The following is a 22,260-nucleotide window of genomic DNA, read 5'->3' as shown; positions in this document are numbered from 1 at the left end:
GTATTTACCTTAATCTTAAATACGCTTACCAACGATAGTGAGCAAATGCACGATTAGCCTCAGCCATACGATGAACATCCTCACGCTTCTTTACCGCAGAACCACGATTATTAGCTGCATCCATCAACTCACCAGAAAGACGATCAATCATTGTCGTTTCATTACGCCCGCGAGCCGCTGAAATCAACCAACGAATAGCGAGAGCCCGACGACGATCAGGACGAACATCAATAGGAACCTGATAAGTAGCACCCCCAACACGCCGCGAACGAACCTCAATATGAGGGGCAACATTTTCCAACGCCTGATGAAACAGAGCTATAGGATCTGTCTTCACTTTCTTCTCTACAACATCAAGCGCACCATAAACAATACGCTCAGCAACAGACTTCTTACCATCAAACATAATGGCATTCATAAATTTTGTAACAACCAAATCACCAAATTTAGGATCCGGATTAATTTCACGTTTTTCTGCTCTATGGCGACGGGACATTAGCTTTGTCTCTCAATATTAAATTTACGTTTTATCATTTCGGACGCTTCGCGCCATATTTTGAACGACGCTGTTTACGATTCTTGACGCCCTGCGTATCAAGCAAACCACGAATAATGTGATAACGAACCCCTGGAAGATCCTTCACACGACCACCTCGAATCATTACAACAGAGTGCTCTTGAAGATTATGCCCTTCTCCGGGAATATAACCAATCACTTCAAATCCATTTGTCAAACGAACCTTAGCAACTTTACGAAGCGCAGAATTTGGTTTCTTCGGTGTCGTTGTATAGACACGAGTACAAACCCCACGTTTCTGCGGATTCGATTGAAGAGCAGGAACCTTATTGCGCTTAACGGGCACTATACGCGGCTTGCGAATCAACTGATTTACGGTAGGCATGCAACCTTCCTCTTTCGACTTAAGTTTCTCCACCCACTTGAAGGGCTTTATTCATTATCCGATAAAATCGGAGCAAATAACTAAACTCACACACAAAATCGGGCACACCTGTTATGAACAGTTTACCCGATTACAAGCAGAGAAGGCAACCGCCTTTTGCACCAGCATTTGCTTTTAATCTTTAAAATAAAACACGTTTGAATGAACTCTCAGACAAATGTCAAAAACACTAATCACTCTCACATCGTTTATATTACCTTCTAATAACGAGAACACATACATTCGTCAAGAACTAAACATTAAAAATTTTCAAAAAATGAAAATAAAATAAATTATACTTTAAATTTGGCTTTGATAGAAACTCTTGATAAATCTAACTTCTATATTAGCTCACTCTACACAGCATATTGCCGATATCCATAAAACACTTTAACTTTATACTTTAATAAATTGCGCATGGAATATCTAAATGGAATATAAAAATGAGCACCATGAAAATAGCAACGTGGAATATTGCTGGAATAAAAGCACGACATGAAACACTGTATCAATGGCTACAACAAAATCAACCTGATGTAGTTTGTCTACAAGAAATTAAAAGCACCGATGAGAATTTTCCACGCGATGCAATTGAAGGTTTAGGCTATCACATAGAAACACACGGACAAAAAAGTTTTAATGGTGTGGCGATTCTCTCTAAAAAAACACCTGATGAGGTTATGCGCCGATTACCCGGCGATGATAATGATGAACAAACACGATACATTGAAGCCGTTTATTCAACAAATAAAGGCGTTATCCGTGTTGCATCTCTCTATCTACCGAATGGAAATCCTGTCAAAAGCGAAAAATATCCTTATAAAATGCAATGGATGGAAAGATTGTACGCACACGCGAAATCATTGCTTGCCTATGAAGAACCTCTTATCTTAGCGGGTGATTATAATGTCATTCCGACCCTCTTAGATGCAAAAAATCCTCAACAATGGAATCAGGATGCCTTATTTCTTCTACAAACAAGACAAGCGTTTCAGCGCATTATTCATTTAGGTTTTTATGACGCTATTCGTAATGTTACAGAAACCCCCTCTTTTAGCTTCTGGGATTTTCAAGCTGGTGCATGGCTTAAAAACAACGGGATTCGCATTGATCACTTTCTCTTATCACCAGAAGCTATCGATCAACTTATCTGTGCTTATAGCCAAAAAGAAGTAAGAGGATATCAAAAACCGTCAGATCATATTCCTGTTTGGGCGCATTTTGATTTCAATTAACAGGACACACTACTTAAATTCTATTGAGATAAAAAAATATCCCACCTAGAATATAAATGTGCTAGACCATGTATGGAAATATATCTTAAAGAATAAACAAGAATAAAAATTGTAAACAAACGGAGGACATAATGAAAAAAACACTTTTACTATTTGTTGCAGCCACTGCCATTGGGCTCATAAATATCGCACATGCTGGCAATGATACACTTGAAAAAATCAAGAGAACTGGAGAGATCACACTGGGTGTCCGTGAATCATCAGGTCTAGCCTATGCCCTTGGTAATAATAAATATGTAGGTTTTCATACAGAAATGGCAGAACGTATTATTGACGATATTTCTAAAAAAATTGGTAAGCCAATTAAAATTCATTATCTTCCCATCACATCACAAAATAGAATCCCTCTCTTAAAAAACAGCACCTATGATTTTGAATGTGGTTCCACAACAAATGATGTTGCGCGCAGTAAAGAAGCAGCATTTGCTTATACCACTTATGTTGAAGAAGTTCGAATTGCTGTAAAGAAAAACTCTCATATTAAATCTCTTGCCGATTTAAATGGAAAAACGGTCGCAACCACCACAGGAACAACATCTGTTCAACTTATCCGTAAAAATAAACGTGCGAAAAATATTCACTTTAATGTTGTAAAAGGTAAAGACCATGGAGATAGTTTCTTATTATTAGAATCTGGTCGTGCAGACGCATTTGTTATGGATGCTTCAATTCTTGCTGGCCATATTGCCAAATCAAAAAACCCATCTGATTATGTGATCCTTGATCCAGTCCTTTCCGTCGAACCTATCGCTTGTATGCTTCGATTAAATGACAAAAACTTTGAAAAAACAATCAATGATAGTATCGTACGCCAAATCAAAGACGAATCACTTGCAAAACTTTATGATAAATGGTTTATGCAACCAATTCCGCCGGCAAATGCTATTATCAACTTGCCTTTATCTAAAGCAACCAAATACGCTTGGGAACATCCAAATAATAAGCCTCGCGAGGATTATGGAGAAAATAATTTGTAGAATTTAGAAAAAGACAACCACACTCTTTGAAAATTGAGTGTGGTTATGTTTTAGTTCATTTCTCAATAAATTCAGCATATGGAAATAAGCTGGTTTACTGTTCTTTTGCGGATGATTAAATTTAGGAAATATCAATTAATGGACTTTTCTTTCCTTTGTACAGATGATCTTACCCAAACTTTTGTGACTGGATGCCTTGGAACTCCTGGGGTAAGTCATACCTACTTAGATACACTGCTTGATGGCTTAAAAAATACAGTTATATTATCAATCTCTTCGTTAGTCTTAGCTGTGTTTTTGGGTATTATTATAGGAACCATGCGCACTCTACCAAATACTTCCATGATCCGTTGTTTATTGCGTACCCTTGGCGCTATATGGGTAGAAGTTATGCGTAACATTCCTTTGCTTGTACAGGTGTTTTTATGGTATTTTGTTGTTCCTAAGATTTATCCACCAGCAATGAATTTTTCGCCTATTTTGCTCATAACATGTGCTTTAGGATTCTTTACATCCGCTCGTGTTGCGGAACAGGTTCGTTCAGGTATTGAGGCAATTCCTTCTGGGCAGCGTTATGCAGCCATGGCAATGGGATTTACAACTTATCAAGTTTATCGTTATATCATCTTACCGCGTGCTATACGCACAATCATGCCTCCTCTTACTTCGGAAGCAATGGGGATTGTAAAAAATTCGTCTATAGCATTTGCCGTTTCAATAAATGAATTGATGCAATTTCAATATCAAACGATTGAAGAAGTAAGTCATGTTTATGAAAACTATCTCATCGTTACGATTCTTTATATTTTTATAGCCTTGTTCGTATTTATCATTATGACAATAATTGAGCAGATGCTCAAAATTCCTAATTTTCAAACAGAGGAACATTGAATATGATGAATTTCATAAGCTCCAAGTTTGGATTTTCCTCCTCTTTCAATTTTTCAGACTTTGATTTTTCATTTTTTACTTTTGATATATTCTATTCTTACATTCTGTCAGGCCTGCTTTTTAGTGTTTTTCTCACTCTTTTTGCAACAGTATTAGGACTTGTTTTTGGCACATTCTTAGCAATGATGCGCCTTTCCTCTATAAAACTACTCTCTTGGCTTGCAATAATTTACATAACAGCCATGCGTTCAATCCCGCTTGTTATGGTTATTTTATGGTTTTTTGTGCTTTTACCTTTCCTAACTGGGACATCAATTGGTGCTAACAAATCAGCACTCATTACCTTTACCGCATTTGAAGCCGCTTATTTTGCCGAAATTATGCGTGCCGGCATAAATTCTATTTCGCAAGGACAAAAACATGCTGGGCAAGCTCTTGGAATGACATATTGGCAGAATATGTATATTGTAATTCTTCCCCAAGCTTTTAGAGATATGTTGCCCGTTTTTTTAACCCAAGTCATTATCCTTTTTCAGGATACAACACTTGTTTATGCAATCAGTGGTAACAGTCTTTTAAACGGTTTTGATATTGTTGCTAACAATTTTGGTGCGAAACAAGAAGCTTATATCTTGGCAGCACTTTTCTATTTTGTTATCTGTTTTACACTGTCTCAGATCGTCTTATATCTCCAGAAAAAAATATCCATTATTCGCTAATAGGAAAAGAAATGACTACACATATGATCGAAATAAAAAATGTTTCCAACTGGTATGGCGAAATTAATGTTCTTAAAAATTGTACAACAAATATCAATAAAGGAGAGGTTGTTGTTGTGTGTGGACCGTCAGGTTCAGGAAAATCAACACTCATTAAAACCATTAACGCTCTCGTCCCGTTCCAAAAAGGGGAAATTTGGATTAATGGCACACCAGTTCACTCAAAAAAAACAGATTTGCCTAAATTACGCAGTCAGGTGGGAATGGTATTTCAACACTTCGAACTCTTTCCGCATTTGTCTGTCACAGAAAATTTAACAATTGCACAGATCAAAGTTTTAAAGCGCAGCAAAAAAGAAGCACTCGAACGTGGCTTGTTATATCTTGAACGTGTGGGACTTATCGATCATAAAGATAAGTATCCAGGTCAACTTTCTGGGGGACAGCAGCAGCGTGTTGCTATCGCTCGTGCTTTAACGATGGATCCACTCGTTATGCTTTTTGATGAACCAACATCTGCTCTAGACCCTGAAATGGTAGGTGAAGTACTCGATGTCATGATCAGCTTAGCAGAAGAAGGTATGACAATGATGTGTGTAACCCATGAAATGGGATTCGCACAAAAAGTTTCTGAACGCATTATTTTCATGGATCAAGGAGAAATTCTTGAAGACTGCTCATCTAAAGAGTTCTTTTCTGATCCACAAAAGAGAACACCACGAGCGCAAGATTTTTTATCTAAGATTCTTAACCATTGACCGTTATATTATAACCACAACGGTCTCTCTGTTGTAAACTTAGACATAAAAAATCAATATCTCATAACAAAGACACTAAAAATATCATATTAAAATATTCAAAATTTGCCATTTTTTAAATATCACCAACCAGCGGTATTACTGTAGGTTTTTCATATTCATCACAAATAGCAAAAGCATGCTCTTGCATAGGACAAATCCAATCTCGACCTCTTACTTTGTCTTTTTCATAAGTTAAAGTTAAGAGTGTTGTGCCATGGAGCATTTTTTCTGCCTGAGGAAACATATTTTTAAGCATTCTTGAACAAAGAGAATTCTTTTTTCTTGCTACAAGCCTGAAAGCACCATGCTATCTGTACAAGGATTTTTTCTTTTCGTCCCCCCCCTTGAAAATATTTTTTCTAAATGATCCTGAGCGATAGAATTTCTATAATTCATCACAGCCAGCATATAAAGACGGGCAGCATAAGAAAGATTAGGGTTTTCAAGTCATTGAAGAATACTTTTCATATAATCTGTAAATTTAACCAAAGCATCAAAAACAGATCTTTCATCGGTTAAACCAAAATCCGCACCTTTTTTAACCAATAGATGCAAAAACTGTGTGACCTATAAAATCATCTTCAAAAATACCATTACCCTCTGCATAGATAGTGCCAAACTTCCCAAATACTCCAATATTTTCCGTATCGCCTGCACAACGTAATACTGAAATTGCCTGAATTTTATTTGTCTATTTTTATAAGAAGCTATACAACGCTTCAAAAAATAAAATGAATCACCACTAGAGTTCTGCACGCTATTTACATCTATTCCATAAACAGAAGAAAGGAAGTTCGAACACTAAGCACAGCTTTCCCATGCCTCAAGCTTGTTTAGCTTCTAAAGAATTCACCCTTAGCTTAGTTTGAATGATCACATCTTCTCTAAACTTCTTTGTATGGCCTAAAAACCTTTTCAACAAAAAAGATATTGCGCATATCAGAACTCGAACAGAAAAATAAATAAAGATCAAACCAAAAGAAGATTTTCTCTTCATCTACAACAAATTGATTTTTAAATATAAATTATCATTCTCTATTTTGTAATAGATCGCTTAATATTATAATATTTTGTTATTTGAATATTGTTATTACAAAACAACCAAAACAGTTTACTATAGAAACAGAACTGCTAAAAGTAGGATAAAAATAAATACAATATTTAAAAACGTTTAAATATGAGAGTGATAAGAAACTTCAAAGAGAAATAAAGAGAAACAACATTATTAACTTATTATTTTATCAACAGAAAAACGAAAAAATCTTTTGATTTTTCATTGCACCATTCATGAGAATGAAGAGGATTAAAGATTCAATTACATCAAACGTTCTAAAGCAGCGGAAACTTTTTTCTGCGCTGCATGCAATTCTACAATTCTGTTACGTTCAATCTCAACAATCTCTGGTCTTGCATTTTCTATAAATTTAGGATTGTTTAATTTAACCGATATTTTTTCAATATCCTGTTCAATTTTACTCATATCCTTCATCAAACGAGCACGTTCAGCTTCTAAATCAATCAATTGCCCCAATGGCAAACAAAAAACAGCTTCTTCCAAAATCATTTGCGCAGATACAGCTGGAACTTTATCAGAGAAACGAATGGTTTCAATACGCGCTAATTTTTTAAGAAGAGCATCATAGCGCTGTACACGCTCTTGTGTTACTTCCCCCCCTTCTACAATAACAAGAGGCGCTAACGTGCTTGCGGGAATATTCATTTCAAAACGTACAGAGCGAATTCCACTAACAACATCAATAAGCCAATTAATATCAGCAGCAGCTTCTTCATCTAGAAATATCCCCTCCGGCCATTGCACCAACGCTAGCATATCTGCACGCTTTATACTTGGCGTTTCTGTAAGGGACCATAGCTCCTCTGTCATATGAGGCATAAAAGGATGCAAAATCTTATAAACTTCATCTAAAACCCATGCAGTACAGGCTTGAGCCTCACTTTTAGCCTCTTCATTGGAACCTTGAAATAGAGGTTTAAGAAGCTCCAAATACCAATCACAGAATGTATGCCATATGAATCTGTAAAGAGCGCTAGCAGACTCATTAAACTTATAATTTTCAATACCGGTAGTAACTGCTGAAATGGTTTTAGAAAGTTCTGTTAAAATCCAACGATTAAGCGCAAGTTTCGCCTTTTCTGGTTTGAAAGCTGGGTCGTGCTTAACACCGTTCATCTTTGCGAATCGCGTAGCGTTCCATAATTTCGTAGCAAAATTACGATAACCTGCAATACGAGAAGGATCAAGCTTTACATCACGACCTTGTGCCGCCATAATCGCCAAAGTAAAACGGAGTGAATCCGCACTATATTGATCAATAAGCTCTAATGGATCAATAATATTTCCCTTCGACTTTGACATCTTTGCTCCCTTCTGATCTCGGACCAAAGCATGCACATAAACCGTTGGAAAAGGAACCTCGCCCATAAAGTGAAGTCCCATCATCATCATACGCGCAACCCAGAAAAAGATAATATCAAATCCTGTAACCGATAACGATGTTGGATAAAAAGTAGCCAATTCAGCCGTTTTGTTTGGCCACCCCAGTGTTGAAAACGGCCAAAGAGCAGATGAAAACCATGTATCTAAAACATCTTCATCACGCGTTAATGCAACCGCTTCACCATAATGAGAGAGCGCCGAAGCCAAAGCTTCTTCTTCAGTTTTTTCAACAAAAACCGCCCCATCAGGGCCATACCAAGCGGGGATCTGATGTCCCCACCATAATTGGCGTGAAATACACCAAGGTTGAATATTTTGCATCCAATTAAAATAGGTTTTCTTCCAACTATCGGGAACAAATTGCGTTTTTCCTTGATGAACAGCCTCTATCGCTGGCTTAGCTAATTCTGCCGCATGAACATACCATTGATCTGTCAAGAATGGTTCAATAGGCACTCCACTACGATCTCCATGAGGAACAGTGTGGGAATGATCATCAACAGCGGCTAAATATCCTCTCTCTTCCATCAGAGAAACAATCTGACTGCGTGCAAAGAAACGATCAGATTGATCTAAATTTTCCACTAATATTTTTAATTCATCGGACAAAACCAAACCATCAAAAAATGCTTCATTTTCACGCAGAAAAATCTCAGCTTTTTTTGTAAAAATATTAATCAAACGTAGATTGTTGCGCTGCCCTACTTCAAAATCATTAAAATCATGTGCTGGTGTAATTTTTACAGCACCACTTCCTGCTTCAGGATCTGCGTAAGAATCACCAACAATTAATAACCTACGACCAACAAGCGGTAAAATAGCATGTTGTCCTATAAGACTTTTATAACGATCATCTTCAGGATTAACAGCAATGCCTGTATCACCAAGCATTGTTTCTGGTCGCGTTGTCGCTACTGTTATAAAAGTTGTCGCATCATTCGGATCAAAAGCTTTACCTTCAAGGGGATATCTAAAATGCCACAAATGACCTTTAACTTCTTTTTGCTCAACTTCAAGATCAGAAATAGCTGTTAATAATTTAGGATCCCAATTAACCAGACGTTTATCCTTATATATCAACCCTTGCTTATAAAGCGTAACAAAAACTTCACGAACAGCCTGTGATAAACCCTCATCCATTGTAAATCGCTCACGTGACCAATCACATGAAACACCCAATCGACGCAGTTGGTTGGCAATGACTCCACCAGCTTTGTGACGCCATTCCCAAATACGCTCAATAAATTTTTCCCTTCCCATTTCTTGGCGTGTCGGCTCTTGGCACTCTGCAAGTTGACGCTCTACAACCATCTGCGTAGCAATTCCTGCATGATCCATGCCCGGCTGCCATAAGACATTCTTGCCTTGCATCCGCTGAAAGCGCACCATAATATCTTGAATTGTTGTATTAAGTGCATGTCCCATATGAAGTGAGCCGGTAACATTAGGAGGCGGGAGCATAACACAAAAGGGTTCAGCATCGCTTTTTGCACCTGCTCCTGCTTCAAAAGCACCACGAGCTTCCCATCTCTTTGCAACCCGTTGCTCTATAGAAGCAGCATCATAGTTTTTTTCTAACATTTCACCTACTCATAATGCTGCGGAAAAACACAGTCCCTGATCTAACATCCGATCATACTACCTGCAAATATCACTGATTGACATTGAGTCTCAAAAATTGCAAACAAAACCTTAAAAATAAAGAGAAAACATAAAAAACAAAATGTTAAGAAGATTTCTTAATTGTTTTAACAATCTCTTCACGTAAAATATTCTCCAGCAAAACAGGCAATTGACGCTGTAACCACTCTGCTATAGCTGGACGAAGCACATCTTTTGCAATCTTCTCCGCAGAAGAAATACAATATTCAGATAATTCCACACGACCAGAAGCCATATTTTCCATCTGTGATAGAGTTTCCTCATCACGATATTCTTTTGTTTTATGAATGGCGTCCTGTTCTTCAGAAGAAAACTTCACATTTTGCATATCCACACCAATCGTATTATTTTCTGCCTCTCTCTTTTCTTTCTCTTGTGTTAACGAACAATCTTTGTTTTCAGAAGAAAGCCCAATACGATCAGCCAAAGCCTTCATTGCATCATCAACCGATAAAGTCGTATCATAAACACCTTGCGTTCCTCCTTCTAAACGGTTGGCAGAGGTATTCATTGCAACACCTTCATTTAAAAAGTGATCAGATTGAACGGCATTTTCTTCGATTATTTCACGAATAGATGTCAAAATCTCATCCATACTTGGTTCACGTAACACACTTGAACTCTGTACCATACTTAAAAACCTCTCAAAGACGCAACGACAAACAGAATCATATTCTTAGTGTATGCAAAAGAATCATAAGATCAACACATCTCCTCCTATATTTTCAAATGTGGCTACCACGAGTAAGACGCTACACACAACTTTCTCTGTTTTTTAAAGGACGAGATCTAACCACCCTCTTTCTCAATATGTCCACCTATTGACATAGTGATCTTTTATAGAAGGAAAAGTCTTTGTAGTTTCAAAAGTGACGTTTATGTGTTATCGAAGGGGTTTATTTGTTTTCAAGCCTAGATAATCTGCCGTCAATTTACCAATAGAAGATTGAACACTATAGCTAGCAACAACAGCATTACGTTCTGCCGTTGCAAGTGCAATTTGAGCATTAATCAACTGAGTACGAGAATTCAAAACATCCAGTGTTGTCGCCTGCCCTACACGATTTTCTTGAACACGCCCCTTAAGAGCAATTTCAGCAGCGCGAACACTGTCACGATAAGCAACTAAAGATGCGCGTGCTCCCTCTAACTGAAACCACGCAGAAGTAAGTCCCTGCCTTGTATTACTATAAGCCAAATCAAGCTGAAGATGAGCCTGCCCAAGCATTTCCTTAGATTGGCGAATCTGAGCAGACGTACGCCCACCTTCAAAAATTGGCACACTCACGGATACCCCTATTGATTTAGAAACACCATCCTGTCCAGCACCACTGTAAATTCGATTATAAGATGCTGTTGCAGAAAAATCCACTTTAGGAAGCAATGCTCCCTCTTTAGCTTTTACATTGTAAAGCCCAGCATCAACTAAATACTTTGCGTACAAAATTGCTGGATGTAGGGCAACGCTAAGTTGATAAGCGACATCCAGATTAACCGGTAGATCTTTTGCTACTGGTGGACGCGTTAATTTTTCAGGATCTGAACCAACAACTTGCCGATAAACTGCTTCTGCTGATTTTACATCAGCACGCGCAAGACTCAATTCTGAAACCGCTACAGAACGTGCTGCTTGCGCTTGAAAAAGATCAACACGCCCTCCCTCTCCCACATCAAATTTTGCCTTATTCGAACGAACTTGTTCTTCAAGGGCTGCCAAATTTTCTCTACGAAGGTCAGCGATACGACGCGCTTGATATACATTAGCATACGCAGTTACAGTATCGAGAAACGTATTTTGTTCAACATTACGAAGATATTCATGCTGTGCCCGCAATTTAACCTGAGCTGAAGAAAGCGTATTTTGCGTGATAAAACCGTCGAATAATCTTTGATTGAATCTTATCCCAATAGATCCAGAAGTGGTATAAGGACCTGCCATAGATTTACTTCGCCCATAACTTCCAACCCCTTCAATTTGTGGCAATAGACCAGACCGTGCAATAACCACATCATCACTCGATATACGCACAGCTGCACGTTCACTATTCAACTTAGCATTATGCGTATAAGCTTTAACAAAAGCATCCATCAATGTTTCAGCACAAACAGATTCTGATATAAAACTACTAAAACCTAACAACAAAAGTGCCTGAATTTTTTTGTTCATTTTGAATACACTATACACAACAAACCCCAAATTAATCATAAAATTATCTTTACAAACAAAATAAACACTAGAAGATAAAATCAGGCGCTTTTAAAAAACTAGAAAGACTTTTTACAGCAAGATTAAAAGCACGGCGCCCCGCAATAACGCCATCTTCTTTTATATAGATTCGCGCAACACCAGAATTACCGTGTCCTTCAACGACAACAAGACGTCCACCGTCTTTCATTTGATCAAAAATATCCTCTGGAACGAAATCAACAGCACCTTCGATAAAGATCAGGTCATAAGGCCCCCCAACAGCATATCCCTGCTCTAAAGGTCCCGAAACCACGACCACATTATCATACTGATTTCGTTTTAAAGTCTCAAAAGCACGTTCTGAAAGAATTTTATTACTTTCTAACGCAACAACAGACCCTGCAAGTTTTGACAGCAATGCCGCACAATAACCACTATTTGCACCAATATCTAACACAATATCCGATGATTTCACAGCTGCAAGTTGGAGCAATTTTGCTAATGAGGCAGGTTTCATAGAATAGCGTGGAGGCAACTCATTTTGCGCTGGATATATAATAATATCGTTATCAAGATAACTTAAAGCTTTCATCTCTTCTGGTACAAAATCTTCACGTGGTACCATTAAAAACGCTTCAAGAACTGATAAATCCGTCACATCGACTGTACGAATTTGATTGTCAACCATTTTGCGACGAAGTTCTGCAAAATCTGCAACCATAACACCCCTTTTCTCCTACACACGACAAGAATACAACAAAACGGTAATCATGAGAACCTATAAAATCCTCTCCTATGGGTGTTAAAAAAACACACTACAATCAACAATTCGATTCTAACCGCCTATTAGCATATTGTATGTAAAAGCATTTTGCCATGAAGGAAAGCAGCTCACCTGCCTATATTATCCCTAAAGACCATCTCATTTTACATCATCTGGAGGCCTCGCCCGGAATCGAACCGGGATACAAGGATTTGCAGTCCTCTGCGTAACCATTCCGCCACGAGGCCTCACCAACAAATACATTCAATGTCAATAAGGGAAGGCAATGCATCCGTCAAGGTGTAGAAATTTTCTCTGTTGTTTTTTCCTCTTTTTCTGCAACTTATAACATTTTTTTTTAAAAAAATAATTTTATCCTTTGCAAATCAGTATTGCTTTGCTATAGCCTTTACAGCTAAACAATCGAGCACTGTTCCCCGGTAGCTCAGCGGTAGAGCAACCGGCTGTTAACCGGTTGGTCGCTGGTTCGAATCCGGCCCGGGGAGCCATATTGTCTTTTATATAAAATAACTTATTGATTTTCCGATATATTCTCTAATGCGAGAGACTCGCAAATAAAAGCTAAAAGCAAGGATATAGGATTTTCTAGCATTGCTTTATAAAATGCTTCTAAATCATCTTTTAAAAGACTATTTTTAAGATATAAACTACACTCTATTTCATTCTGTTCTTTGAATTACGATGGATGTTGAACATAACGCAAAGTCCATTGATATTTTCTACAAATACATTAAAAAATAACTATAACTTAAGAAAATACAAGAATACTTTCTTTTCAAGATATCTTTAATTATTCTGAATATCGAGAATATTTTGACTTCTAAAGAATTGAAAGCCTATTCCTGAGAAATTGTAATCTTTGAAAGATTCCCTTAATTTGAGCAAAAACATCGCTTTGTATCTCTCTTGCTCTCTTACAATCTTAACGAAATTGAAAAAAGAGAGATACTCCACAATCTCTTGTAAAAATTTTTCTCAAGCAGCATTCTTGATTGACTTGCGAAAACGAAAAGGCTTCCCTCGTTTTGTAGCTGCTTTTGCTTTTTTGTGTTTTTCACTTGAAGAAGACAATTTTTTACCCTGTAATTGCTCAGATTTGTCTTTACAATCTAAAAAACGCTTCTGACATTTAGATTTTTTGCAACGAGATTTCTTTTCTTTTTCTCTCTCTTCTGACACAATCGGCTTTTCTGGAAAAGCAGCAAACTGTTCCGGAATATCTTCACGTGTTAAGCGTATACGAATCAAACGCTCTACAGCACGCAACCGTGCTCCTTCTACGCCTTCATCAAAAAGGGTAAGTGCTTCACCAGAAGCACCATTGCGTCCTGTGCGACCGATACGATGCACATAACTTTCAGCTTCATCTGGTAAATCATAATTAATAACATGGCTTATTCCCAGTATATCAATTCCGCGGGCTGCAATATCTGTTGCAACAAGGATCTGTACTGCTCTGTCACGAAAGGCTTTTAAGGCAGATTGACGGGCATTTTGTGATTTATTTCCATGAATTGTCGCAACACAATACCCTGTCTTTGTGAGACTGCGTGTGACAGCATCAGCACCATGCTTCGTTCTAGTAAAAACAATAACAGAAGTAAAAGCCGGATTTGTCAAAAGTTTACCTAAAACATTCTTTTTTTCACGTGTAGGAACACAATAGAGCTTTTGGCTGATCTGTGCAGCTGGAGTCCCTTGAGGAGAAATTTCTATTTTCACGGGTTCATTGAGTAAACACTTTGCAAGTGCGGTAATTTCTTTCGGCATTGTCGCAGAAAAGAGTGCGGTCTGATGCTCCTGATGCAAAAGTTTTGCAATTTGCCGTACGTCATTAATAAAGCCCATATCTAACATACGATCTGCTTCATCCAGAACCAAAAAATGCGTTTGAAACAGATCAACACATTTTTCACGAATAAGATCTCTTAGACGCCCTGGTGTTGCTATCAAAACATCGACGCCCGCATTCATGCGTTTAATTTGTTTTAAGCGTGATACTCCACCAAAAACAAGACATGTTGAAAGATGCGTTCCTTTCGCAACAGCACGAATTGTTTCATCAACCTGAACAGCAAGCTCACGTGTAGGAACCAAGATTAAAGCGCGTGCAGTTTTAGGGGAACGCTTATCTCCCAGAGCCAAAATCTGATTTAAAATAGGCAAACCAAAAGCCAAGGTTTTTCCAGAGCCCGTCTGTGCAATCCCTAATATATCATGCCCTTTCAGCATCACTGGAATTGCCTGTTCTTGAATAGAAGTAGGTTTACTCATACCAGCAACAAGCAAGTTTTTAATCAAAAGAGGAGGCAAACCTAATTTTAGGAAAACATTATTTATATTCAAAGTAAAATCTCTCCTCAACTCCACCACTATCAACAAGTAAGGAGCTGAATCTCATTACTCAAGAGTCCGCGCAAAAGAAATCTTGGTATTTCAAATTTGTAAAGCAACGCTTGAAAGAGCGATTTGCGCAACCCATGAGGCCCCTGAAATCAAGGCAAAGGTGGCATAAATCTTACTTTAATAAAGGCCCATTAAACAGCCTAAACACCTTCAACTGTATTATTATTAGATTATTACAAAAAAGCAAGAGCTTTGCGAAAGTGATTTATCATAAACAAGAAAAATAATCTTCTTATCTTTTATTTCTTTATTATGATTTCCTTCGGTAAATGTAATCTATCAAAATCAGGATAAATCTCTTGAAAAACCGGATTTTGTATCGTTTTTTGACCACCGTAAATTAAAAACCATTGCGTTTTATCAAAAATTGCCAAAGTTTTATATTGAATAATGCGATCATTCGTCTCAAGCGTAGTCTGAATCAAAGCATACAAAGTCCCTTTATCAGTCTGCAAATATTCTATATTTTTTTCATCTAAATGGTACGCACTAGCAGGCAAATTTTCAAATTGAACATGCAACTGTTTAAGAAAACTGTGACGTAAATCGTCCTCTGTCGTATTCAACCGGCGCGCTATTTCTTTATAAAGCCGCTCAGGCATATAAGAAGCAATAAGCGCAAAATTTCCATTTTTTACAGCATTATTGACATCAACAATTAATCTTGAAAGTTCATTTTTTTGTATTGTCTGTAGCTCCGATGCTATACTTTGTTTACCAACACTCAAAAATAAAAATAGCCCCAGTAAAAAATAAAAAACAGCTTTCATCCTTAATATCTCTCATTTTTGCAAAAGTTTTAACTTGTTAAATAACAAAATCGAATAATGTTTGATCATCGGTAATATCGCGATAACGCCAACCTAAAGCTTGAAACTTTTTCTCTAAAAGACAAAAATTATCGTATTTCTTTGTCTCAATTGCGATCAACACAGAACCAAAGCTTCTCGATGATTTTTTGAGATATTCAAAACGCACGATATCATCATCTGGAGAAAGTTGAGTAAGAAAATTACGTAAAGCACCAGGATGTTGCGGAAAACTAAAAATAAAATACTTCCTCAAACCTTGATAACGTAAAGAGCGCTCTTTAATATCGGGCAAACGCTCAAAATCAAAATTACCACCTGAAATAACAAGAAGGACTTTTTTTCCTTTCAACTCTTGAGGAGAAAGACTATTAAGAGCATCGATTGATAAAGCACCGGCTGGTTCCAAAACAACCCCTTCAACATTAAGCATTTCAACCATTGTCGAACAAACACGATTTTCAGGGACTGTAATAACAGAATCAGCTGAAAATTTCTTTAGTATTGTGTAGTTCAACGCACCAATTTCAGCCACAGCAGCACCATCTACAAATGTATCGATATTTTCAAGTTTGACATGTTTTCCACTCTTCAAACAAGCAAGCAAACTTGCCGCTCTTTGCGGCTCAGCAAAACGAAGCTCCGTTTTCCAACCATATTCATGTAAAAATTTACTCACACCACTCGCCAAACCACCACCACCTACAGGTACAATAATTAAATCTGGCTCGCTTTCCCCATTGAGTTTTTTCCATTGCAAAATGGCCTCACAGAGAACTGTTGCTTGTCCGGTAATGATGCGAATATCGTCAAAAGGTGGTGCCATCACCCCTCCACTTTCCATAGCAAAAGATTGCGCGGCCGCATAACATTGATCAAATGTCTCACCAACCAAACGGATATCAACAAACTCTTTACCAAAAATGCGTGTCTTATCAATTTTCTGTTGTGGCGTTGTCACAGGCATAAAAATCACGCCTTTACGTTTAAAATAGCGACAAACAAAAGAAACGCCCTGCGCGTGATTCCCCGCTGATGCACAAACGAATGCAGCATCCTGAGAGATCTCACCAAGCATTTCTGAAACGAAATTAAAAGCACCACGAATCTTATATGATCGCACAGGTGTTAAATCTTCACGTTTCAAATAAATTTCCGCATCATATTTTTGACTAAGGAAATCATTTCTCTGAAGTGGTGTTTCCGCAAATACATTATGCAAAGCCACCATAGCTTTATTTACGTCTTGAATAAATTGACTCATAACACCAGCCATTTCACGCTTCGTTAATCTTATACAGGCTTCTTCTAACTATAAAGACAACCATTGTCAGTCAAAAATTAAACAAAATACGAAAAGTTCTGCTCTTAATCATTATTTCTTGATTCAACAAAAGATATAGCTTATGAGAATGCTCTTACCGCGGACGTGATGAAATCGGTAAACATAGCAGACTTAAAATCTGCCGGTCTAAGACCTTGCGGGTTCAAGTCCCGCCGTCCGCACCACAACATCTTAAATTTACCTTATTTTTCAATATGTTGTTAAAATCAACAAAAATTAAACCGCCTTTCATAACTCCATTATAACGCTATTAGACGGCACCACAATAATGCTGAAATGCGAATCATAACTTTTTTGATCATGCGTTTTAGTGCTGCCAATGATCTACAAAAATTTCATTTTTAAAAATGAAAAACTTACAGCCATTTTTCACCTTATCACAAGAATTAAAAACCACCCCCTCATTTCCAATACAAAGAATAATATTGACAGTATAGAAAAGAACAAAGGCCCTATCCAAAGATAGGACCTTTAAAACCAATTTAATCCCGAAAAAATTAGAATTTGTAAGCTATTCCGGCACGAAAGTCATTCGTTTTATATTTTATTTCAATTTCATCATCGAATTTCTTTTTACCAAAATCTGAGTAACGATATTCCGCACGCATAATGAGATTATCTGTCATGGCAAAATCAATACCACCACCTACGGTATAACCAACCATGGTTTTTGTAATATCTGATGTTTTATTAAAGGGCTCTGCTCCCGTAATTGCAGTCGACATAACATCTTGAAACTCACCATAAGCGATACCACCAGCGATATAAGGCATAATACGACCCGTAGAAAAACCAATACGCGCTCGTGTAGCACCTACCCATTTTTGTTTCAAAGTATGAGTGAAAGTCGCACTACTTTTCTCCGCATCTCCTTTATCTTCTGACCTTGCTGTAACTGACACCATATTATAATGGTTCTTTCCCGCACCATTTACAAGCTCATCTCCATTCTCTCCAGCTCTACCTCTCACCTCTATAGCTACAGCTTTTCCAGTTTCCTCTGTTACTGTTCCAGATGTCCCATTTCCAAGTTTCCCATTTGGTTTCCCATTTCCAGGTTTCCCATTTCCAGGTTTCCCATTTCCAGGTTTCCCATTTCCAGACTCTTCAGGATAAGAACCAGTTTTTGTATCCTTTTTATCCGTAAAAATTATATCCGTATCAATTCCAAAAATAAAATTATTACCGAGATCAAAATTAGCCCCAGCATAAATACCACCTAAAAAACCTGAAAGTTTAGGCACATATTGTTTGTCCATTGGTACCCATGGTTTCTTCCTACTCTCCTCATCAGGATAGAGAGGAATATCAACATCAGGTATTCTAGCAGAAATTTTACTTGAAAAACCACCAACTTGACCTCCCAAATAAAAACCTGCCCAAGAAAACTGGGGAGGAGAAATAACTGCTGCAGCAACATGCGTTGGCTCTTCAGGAACCACCACATCTGCTGCCTGTGCTATAGAAACTGAAAACAAAGAAAAAACGGAAGTTGTTATAAATCTTGTATTCATAAAATTATACCCCATTTGCTATTATAAAATATAATCAAAAATCACATTTACTAAAAACAAAGCGCTATCAAATCTTATGCTGCAAAATTACATATACTCCTCTATATTTACACCAAAATAGAATATCAGTAAATAGTTTTATTCAATTTTAATATTTAAGCTATAATCAATACTTTTATATTTACAATTTTATTTAGAATATCTATTATATTTTCTTTCGAAAGAAAGAATTATAAAACTCTTCTCATCTAAAAGATCGCATCACAATACCAAAACCTATTTATTCAACGGCCTATTTGTATACAATCAGCATCTAAAATCATCCTGATAACTTTCAGTACATCGTTCGTTATCAAACATTTCCATAAATAGATTAAAAAACAAACTCTTTTATTGAAAAAGAACCAAACTATACAAATAATTCAACATTAAAAATGAAGAGCATTTAATGCATAAAAAATAAAACAATTTTATAAGTAAAATATTTCAAAAAAATTATAAAAGAAAAGAAAGAACAAAAGAGTTTTCAGTTATTTACTTATAGAATTTTTAAAGGAGTATCATACTTAAATATATATTTTTGATTCTTCATAATTTAAAAAGTCTACTCATTTTACTTATTCAATACAAAATCCTATACTCAGATTATAGCTTTCTATCAGCAGCTCTTTAAATAAAATATTTTTCAATAACGGAAACAATGGCACCTTTGGTTTCCAAAGCTTACCTCATAAGAAAAGTTTAAATGATTTTATTGAAAAACTGCTCTACCCTGATGGATCTCTATAGTATCCTCTGGTTTGATTGCAAAACGGTCCTTATTGGGAAAAGTGATAAAACATCCTTTCATACAAATTGTAACAGTTTGATGAGGATGCAAGGAGAGACTTAAGGGACTACTTCCTTCAAGAATGACGAGAGATTGTACCTTTAAATCAGTATTCTTCACAATTGCTGCAAAAGCTGGAAAAACCCAAATATCCCAAAACACAATTGCAATAAAAGCGCAAATATATTTTAGCATTCCAAGATTCCTTCTTCAACAAAGCGCTTATATAACACAAAATGAAGAGCATTTGTCACCTTAGCAGGTGAGGTAATATTAGGCACATAAATAGCTAAGTTAAATGAAAATTTTTTACTATCAAATGAAGTAAAATGCACCTGTGGGGCAGGATGTTTTAAAACCCCATCTGTTGCAAAAGCAATCTCTAACAAAATTTCAACAATACGCTCTGGAGGAATATTGGAGGAAACAGTAACAGGGATGTCAATCCGCCCTATTTTATTACGTCGCGTCCAATTACTAACATTATTATTGATGAGACTTGAATTAGGGATAATAATCGTCTTCCGTTGAAATGTTTCAAGTTCGGTTGCACGGACACTAATCCGTTTAACAATACCACCTACTGAGCCAGATTCCACATAATCCCCCAGTTTAAACGGTCTTCCGACTAAAATAATCAGTCCAGAGACAAAATTTTGCACAATATTCTGTAAACCAAAACCTATGCCAAGCGAAAGCCCACCAGCAATAAGAGCAAAATTTCTAAGATCCAAACCTGCCATCGACAATCCTATCAAAGCAGACAGAACAATACTGCTATAACTTAGAACCGTTTTGATAGAATTACGCACACCAGAATCGAATTCATCATAGGATAATATCGTGCTATCTAACCAACCAATAAATTGACGAATGATAAAAAAACAAGCAAAAAAAACAACGATTCCTGTAAGGATAGAAATCAAAGAAATAGAGACATTTCCAATTTGAAAACCAGTCACCAACTGCCACAACACTTCTCTCAAATCAGAGTAGGAAAATCCAAACTGTACGGCAATTGGCATTGCACAAAATACGATAACAAATAAATTAAGGAAAATGCTCAAGATACTCCCTAATTGATTCATCGTTTTCTCTTCTAAATGGAACCATTGCATCAAACTATGACCAACGATCGTTTTCATAAATTGTCCTTTAGTTCCAATTGCTTGCGCGCTTTTTATCCCCAAATACATGAGAACTAAAAATGCCCCCCCGATGACAATTTGCTGCACAAGAAAACGTGCCAAACCGACATAACCTAAAAAATTCATTACAATCAGCAATATCCCCAATACAATGAGAGGAACACGTATATAAAATGGCCAAAAGTACGGTTCCCTCTGTTGTTCTTGGGAAATCCTACTAAACCGCAAAGGGACAAATGCGATAAGAAACAACAATATTGCCACAAGAAAAACAGCAATAAAACTTTTGGCAATTGTTAAGGAAAGAGAAGCTGAAACTATTTGATAAATACTATCAAAAACAGCATCAAATGCCAAAATTCCACCTAAAAAAGTGAACAAAATCACCAATTGATATGCCACCGACGATGTAACATTAAAAAGATGCATATGTGTCATATTTGTTGTTAAAAGAACAACGGCTAAACGATTTATCAAAAAAACTAAGATAACTTGATAACCTATCGTATCAAAGACTGCTGTGAGTTTTCCTAGCTCTAAATTAAAACTACGGAACAGAAATAAGACAAGATAAACGCAAAAAACACAGACAAGCGAAGGTAAGAGAACAGAAATAAAAGCGATTAATAAGCGTTGTAAATAAGATATCTCCTCATTTCTTTTAGCAAAGTGGTCATGCACATATATAAGAACTCTACGAGAAAAATAAGAAAGTCCCAAAGCAGTAAAAAGTGGAATCAACAAGGAAAGAAAGAGCTGTAACAATTTGAAATAAAATACAAAATTCCACCAAGAACTCAAAAGTAAAAGAAAATCAGATGAAGCTTCTTTTGTTTTCTGGACGAGATGTTGAACCATCGGGATTGAAAACACGAGCTTGTGCGTAAGAGTGCGTTTAAAAAGTTCTCGAGATTGAGAAATAGCAAGTTCAGATATTCTATTTGCAGCCAAAAATATCGCTTCAAACCGAAGCACTATGTTATTAATCTCAGTTTTTTTCTCCATCAACTGAGACTGCTCCTTAGCTATTTTTTTTAAGTTTTCTACGCCATCATGGAGCTCTATCAATTGATCAAGAAGTACATTAATATCATTGAGGGGCGCACGCAAAATGAATGCTTCTTCTATCGCCCGTTTACTGATATTTCGCGCACGAGAGCGTAGTTCCGCCAAAGCGTTCTCGTCTTCTAATTTATTTTCAAAATCTTTTTTCAAAGTTTCTGTATTTTGTTCAAGATTCTTAATAACAAGCTGTTGTTGTTGAATAATCTCATCAATTAATTGAGAGCTTGCCTGTTCAACAATTGCATTTTGTGACCGAAGAGCCCCCCATGCACAAGAGCCAAAAACAACGATAATCGAAAAAACAAAGAGAAGTATGCGTATCTTTTTTCTAAAAAATAAATACATATCTGCCTTAGATGTATAAATTAGGAATCTACCCCTCCTTTTTTAAGAATATGGCATGAAATAAATATTTTCAACTTGTGTAGA

General features: G+C 36.8%; 18 protein-coding genes and 3 tRNA genes. 7 read left to right on the top strand and 14 right to left on the bottom strand.

Features of this window, described 5'->3' with window-relative positions; genetic code table 11:
* Window positions 1–25 precede the first annotated feature (25 nt).
* Window positions 26–496, bottom strand: a complete 471-nt coding sequence (rpsG, locus tag LNM86_RS04805; RefSeq protein ID WP_241438642.1) for a 30S ribosomal protein S7 — start codon at window positions 494–496, stop codon at window positions 26–28.
* 34 nt (window positions 497–530) lie between these two features.
* Window positions 531–902, bottom strand: a complete 372-nt coding sequence (gene rpsL / locus LNM86_RS04800; RefSeq protein WP_241438641.1) for a 30S ribosomal protein S12 — start codon at window positions 900–902, stop codon at window positions 531–533.
* Between the two features lie 491 nt (window positions 903–1,393).
* Between rpsL and xth the strand changes: the two genes are divergently transcribed.
* The 5 genes from xth (at window position 1,394) to LNM86_RS04775 (ending at window position 5,581) form a co-directional block, all read left to right on the top strand.
* Complete coding sequence (gene xth / locus LNM86_RS04795) at window positions 1,394–2,176, top strand: exodeoxyribonuclease III (protein ID WP_241438922.1); 783 nt, start codon at window positions 1,394–1,396, stop codon at window positions 2,174–2,176.
* A 131-nt stretch (window positions 2,177–2,307) separates the two neighbouring features.
* A complete protein-coding gene (locus tag LNM86_RS04790; RefSeq protein WP_241438640.1) occupies window positions 2,308–3,213 on the top strand; it encodes a transporter substrate-binding domain-containing protein in 906 nt (301 codons plus the stop codon).
* Between the two features lie 138 nt (window positions 3,214–3,351).
* The gene (locus tag LNM86_RS04785) at window positions 3,352–4,104 is read left to right on the top strand and encodes an amino acid ABC transporter permease (RefSeq protein WP_241438639.1); all 753 of its coding nucleotides are present in this window, start codon (window positions 3,352–3,354) and stop codon (window positions 4,102–4,104) included.
* A gap of 2 nt (window positions 4,105–4,106) precedes the next feature.
* Complete coding sequence (locus LNM86_RS04780; protein ID WP_241438638.1) at window positions 4,107–4,823, top strand: amino acid ABC transporter permease; 717 nt, start codon at window positions 4,107–4,109, stop codon at window positions 4,821–4,823.
* Between the two features lie 11 nt (window positions 4,824–4,834).
* Window positions 4,835–5,581: an amino acid ABC transporter ATP-binding protein gene (locus tag LNM86_RS04775; protein ID WP_256460918.1), complete on the top strand. Its 747-nt coding sequence runs from the start codon at window positions 4,835–4,837 to the stop codon at window positions 5,579–5,581.
* 115 nt (window positions 5,582–5,696) lie between these two features.
* On the opposite strand, the gene LNM86_RS04770 is transcribed toward LNM86_RS04775, so the two are convergent.
* From LNM86_RS04770 to LNM86_RS04745, 6 genes are all read right to left on the bottom strand, one after another.
* Entirely contained in the window at window positions 5,697–5,879 is a 183-nt protein-coding gene (locus tag LNM86_RS04770; RefSeq protein WP_241438637.1) for a hypothetical protein, read from the bottom strand.
* A gap of 1,059 nt (window positions 5,880–6,938) precedes the next feature.
* Window positions 6,939–9,662 carry a valine--tRNA ligase gene (locus LNM86_RS04765; RefSeq protein ID WP_241438636.1) on the bottom strand — a complete coding sequence of 908 codons (2,724 nt, stop codon included), beginning with the start codon at window positions 9,660–9,662 and terminating at the stop codon, window positions 6,939–6,941.
* 145 nt (window positions 9,663–9,807) lie between these two features.
* On the bottom strand, window positions 9,808–10,374 hold the full coding sequence (locus LNM86_RS04760; RefSeq protein WP_241438635.1) for a DUF2497 domain-containing protein: 567 nt from the start codon (window positions 10,372–10,374) through the stop codon (window positions 9,808–9,810).
* Window positions 10,375–10,626: 252 nt separating this feature from the next.
* Window positions 10,627–11,949 (bottom strand): TolC family outer membrane protein, encoded by a 1,323-nt coding sequence (locus LNM86_RS04755; RefSeq protein ID WP_241438634.1) that lies wholly within the window; start codon window positions 11,947–11,949, stop codon window positions 10,627–10,629.
* Window positions 11,950–11,977: 28 nt separating this feature from the next.
* Window positions 11,978–12,652, bottom strand: coding sequence for a protein-L-isoaspartate O-methyltransferase family protein (locus LNM86_RS04750; RefSeq protein ID WP_241438633.1), 675 nt, complete (start codon window positions 12,650–12,652; stop codon window positions 11,978–11,980).
* Window positions 12,653–12,868: 216 nt separating this feature from the next.
* Window positions 12,869–12,942 (bottom strand) — tRNA-Cys (locus tag LNM86_RS04745).
* Window positions 12,943–13,128: 186 nt separating this feature from the next.
* On the opposite strand from LNM86_RS04745, the gene LNM86_RS04740 reads away from it, so the two are divergent.
* Window positions 13,129–13,203 (top strand) — tRNA-Asn (locus tag LNM86_RS04740).
* A gap of 487 nt (window positions 13,204–13,690) precedes the next feature.
* Here the strand turns inward: LNM86_RS04740 and LNM86_RS04735 are convergent.
* The 3 genes from LNM86_RS04735 to ilvA form a co-directional block, all read right to left on the bottom strand.
* Window positions 13,691–15,091 carry a DEAD/DEAH box helicase gene (locus LNM86_RS04735; protein WP_241438920.1) on the bottom strand — a complete coding sequence of 467 codons (1,401 nt, stop codon included), beginning with the start codon at window positions 15,089–15,091 and terminating at the stop codon, window positions 13,691–13,693.
* A gap of 269 nt (window positions 15,092–15,360) precedes the next feature.
* A complete protein-coding gene (locus LNM86_RS04730; protein WP_241438632.1) occupies window positions 15,361–15,891 on the bottom strand; it encodes a hypothetical protein in 531 nt (176 codons plus the stop codon).
* Between the two features lie 37 nt (window positions 15,892–15,928).
* Window positions 15,929–17,206 carry a threonine ammonia-lyase IlvA gene (gene ilvA, locus LNM86_RS04725; RefSeq protein ID WP_241438631.1) on the bottom strand — a complete coding sequence of 426 codons (1,278 nt, stop codon included), beginning with the start codon at window positions 17,204–17,206 and terminating at the stop codon, window positions 15,929–15,931.
* Between the two features lie 147 nt (window positions 17,207–17,353).
* On the opposite strand from ilvA, the gene LNM86_RS04720 reads away from it, so the two are divergent.
* Window positions 17,354–17,439 (top strand) — tRNA-Leu (locus LNM86_RS04720).
* A 333-nt stretch (window positions 17,440–17,772) separates the two neighbouring features.
* Here the strand turns inward: LNM86_RS04720 and LNM86_RS04715 are convergent.
* The 3 genes from LNM86_RS04715 to LNM86_RS04705 all read right to left on the bottom strand — a co-directional run bounded on the left by LNM86_RS04715 (window position 17,773) and on the right by LNM86_RS04705 (window position 22,176).
* Entirely contained in the window at window positions 17,773–18,789 is a 1,017-nt protein-coding gene (locus tag LNM86_RS04715) for an outer membrane protein (protein ID WP_241438630.1), read from the bottom strand.
* 751 nt (window positions 18,790–19,540) lie between these two features.
* A complete protein-coding gene (locus LNM86_RS04710) occupies window positions 19,541–19,813 on the bottom strand; it encodes a hypothetical protein (protein ID WP_241438629.1) in 273 nt (90 codons plus the stop codon).
* On the bottom strand, window positions 19,807–22,176 hold the full coding sequence (locus tag LNM86_RS04705) for a mechanosensitive ion channel domain-containing protein (protein ID WP_241438628.1): 2,370 nt from the start codon (window positions 22,174–22,176) through the stop codon (window positions 19,807–19,809). The genes LNM86_RS04710 and LNM86_RS04705 overlap by 7 nt, the downstream gene beginning before the upstream one ends.
* Between the last annotated feature and the right edge of the window lie 84 nt (window positions 22,177–22,260).

This window comes from Bartonella machadoae, from assembly GCF_022559585.1.
Taxonomy (GTDB): domain Bacteria; phylum Pseudomonadota; class Alphaproteobacteria; order Rhizobiales; family Rhizobiaceae; genus Bartonella; species Bartonella machadoae.
The sequence above is the reverse complement of the archived record's forward strand: the minus strand, read 5'-3'. Positions and strand labels throughout refer to the sequence as shown.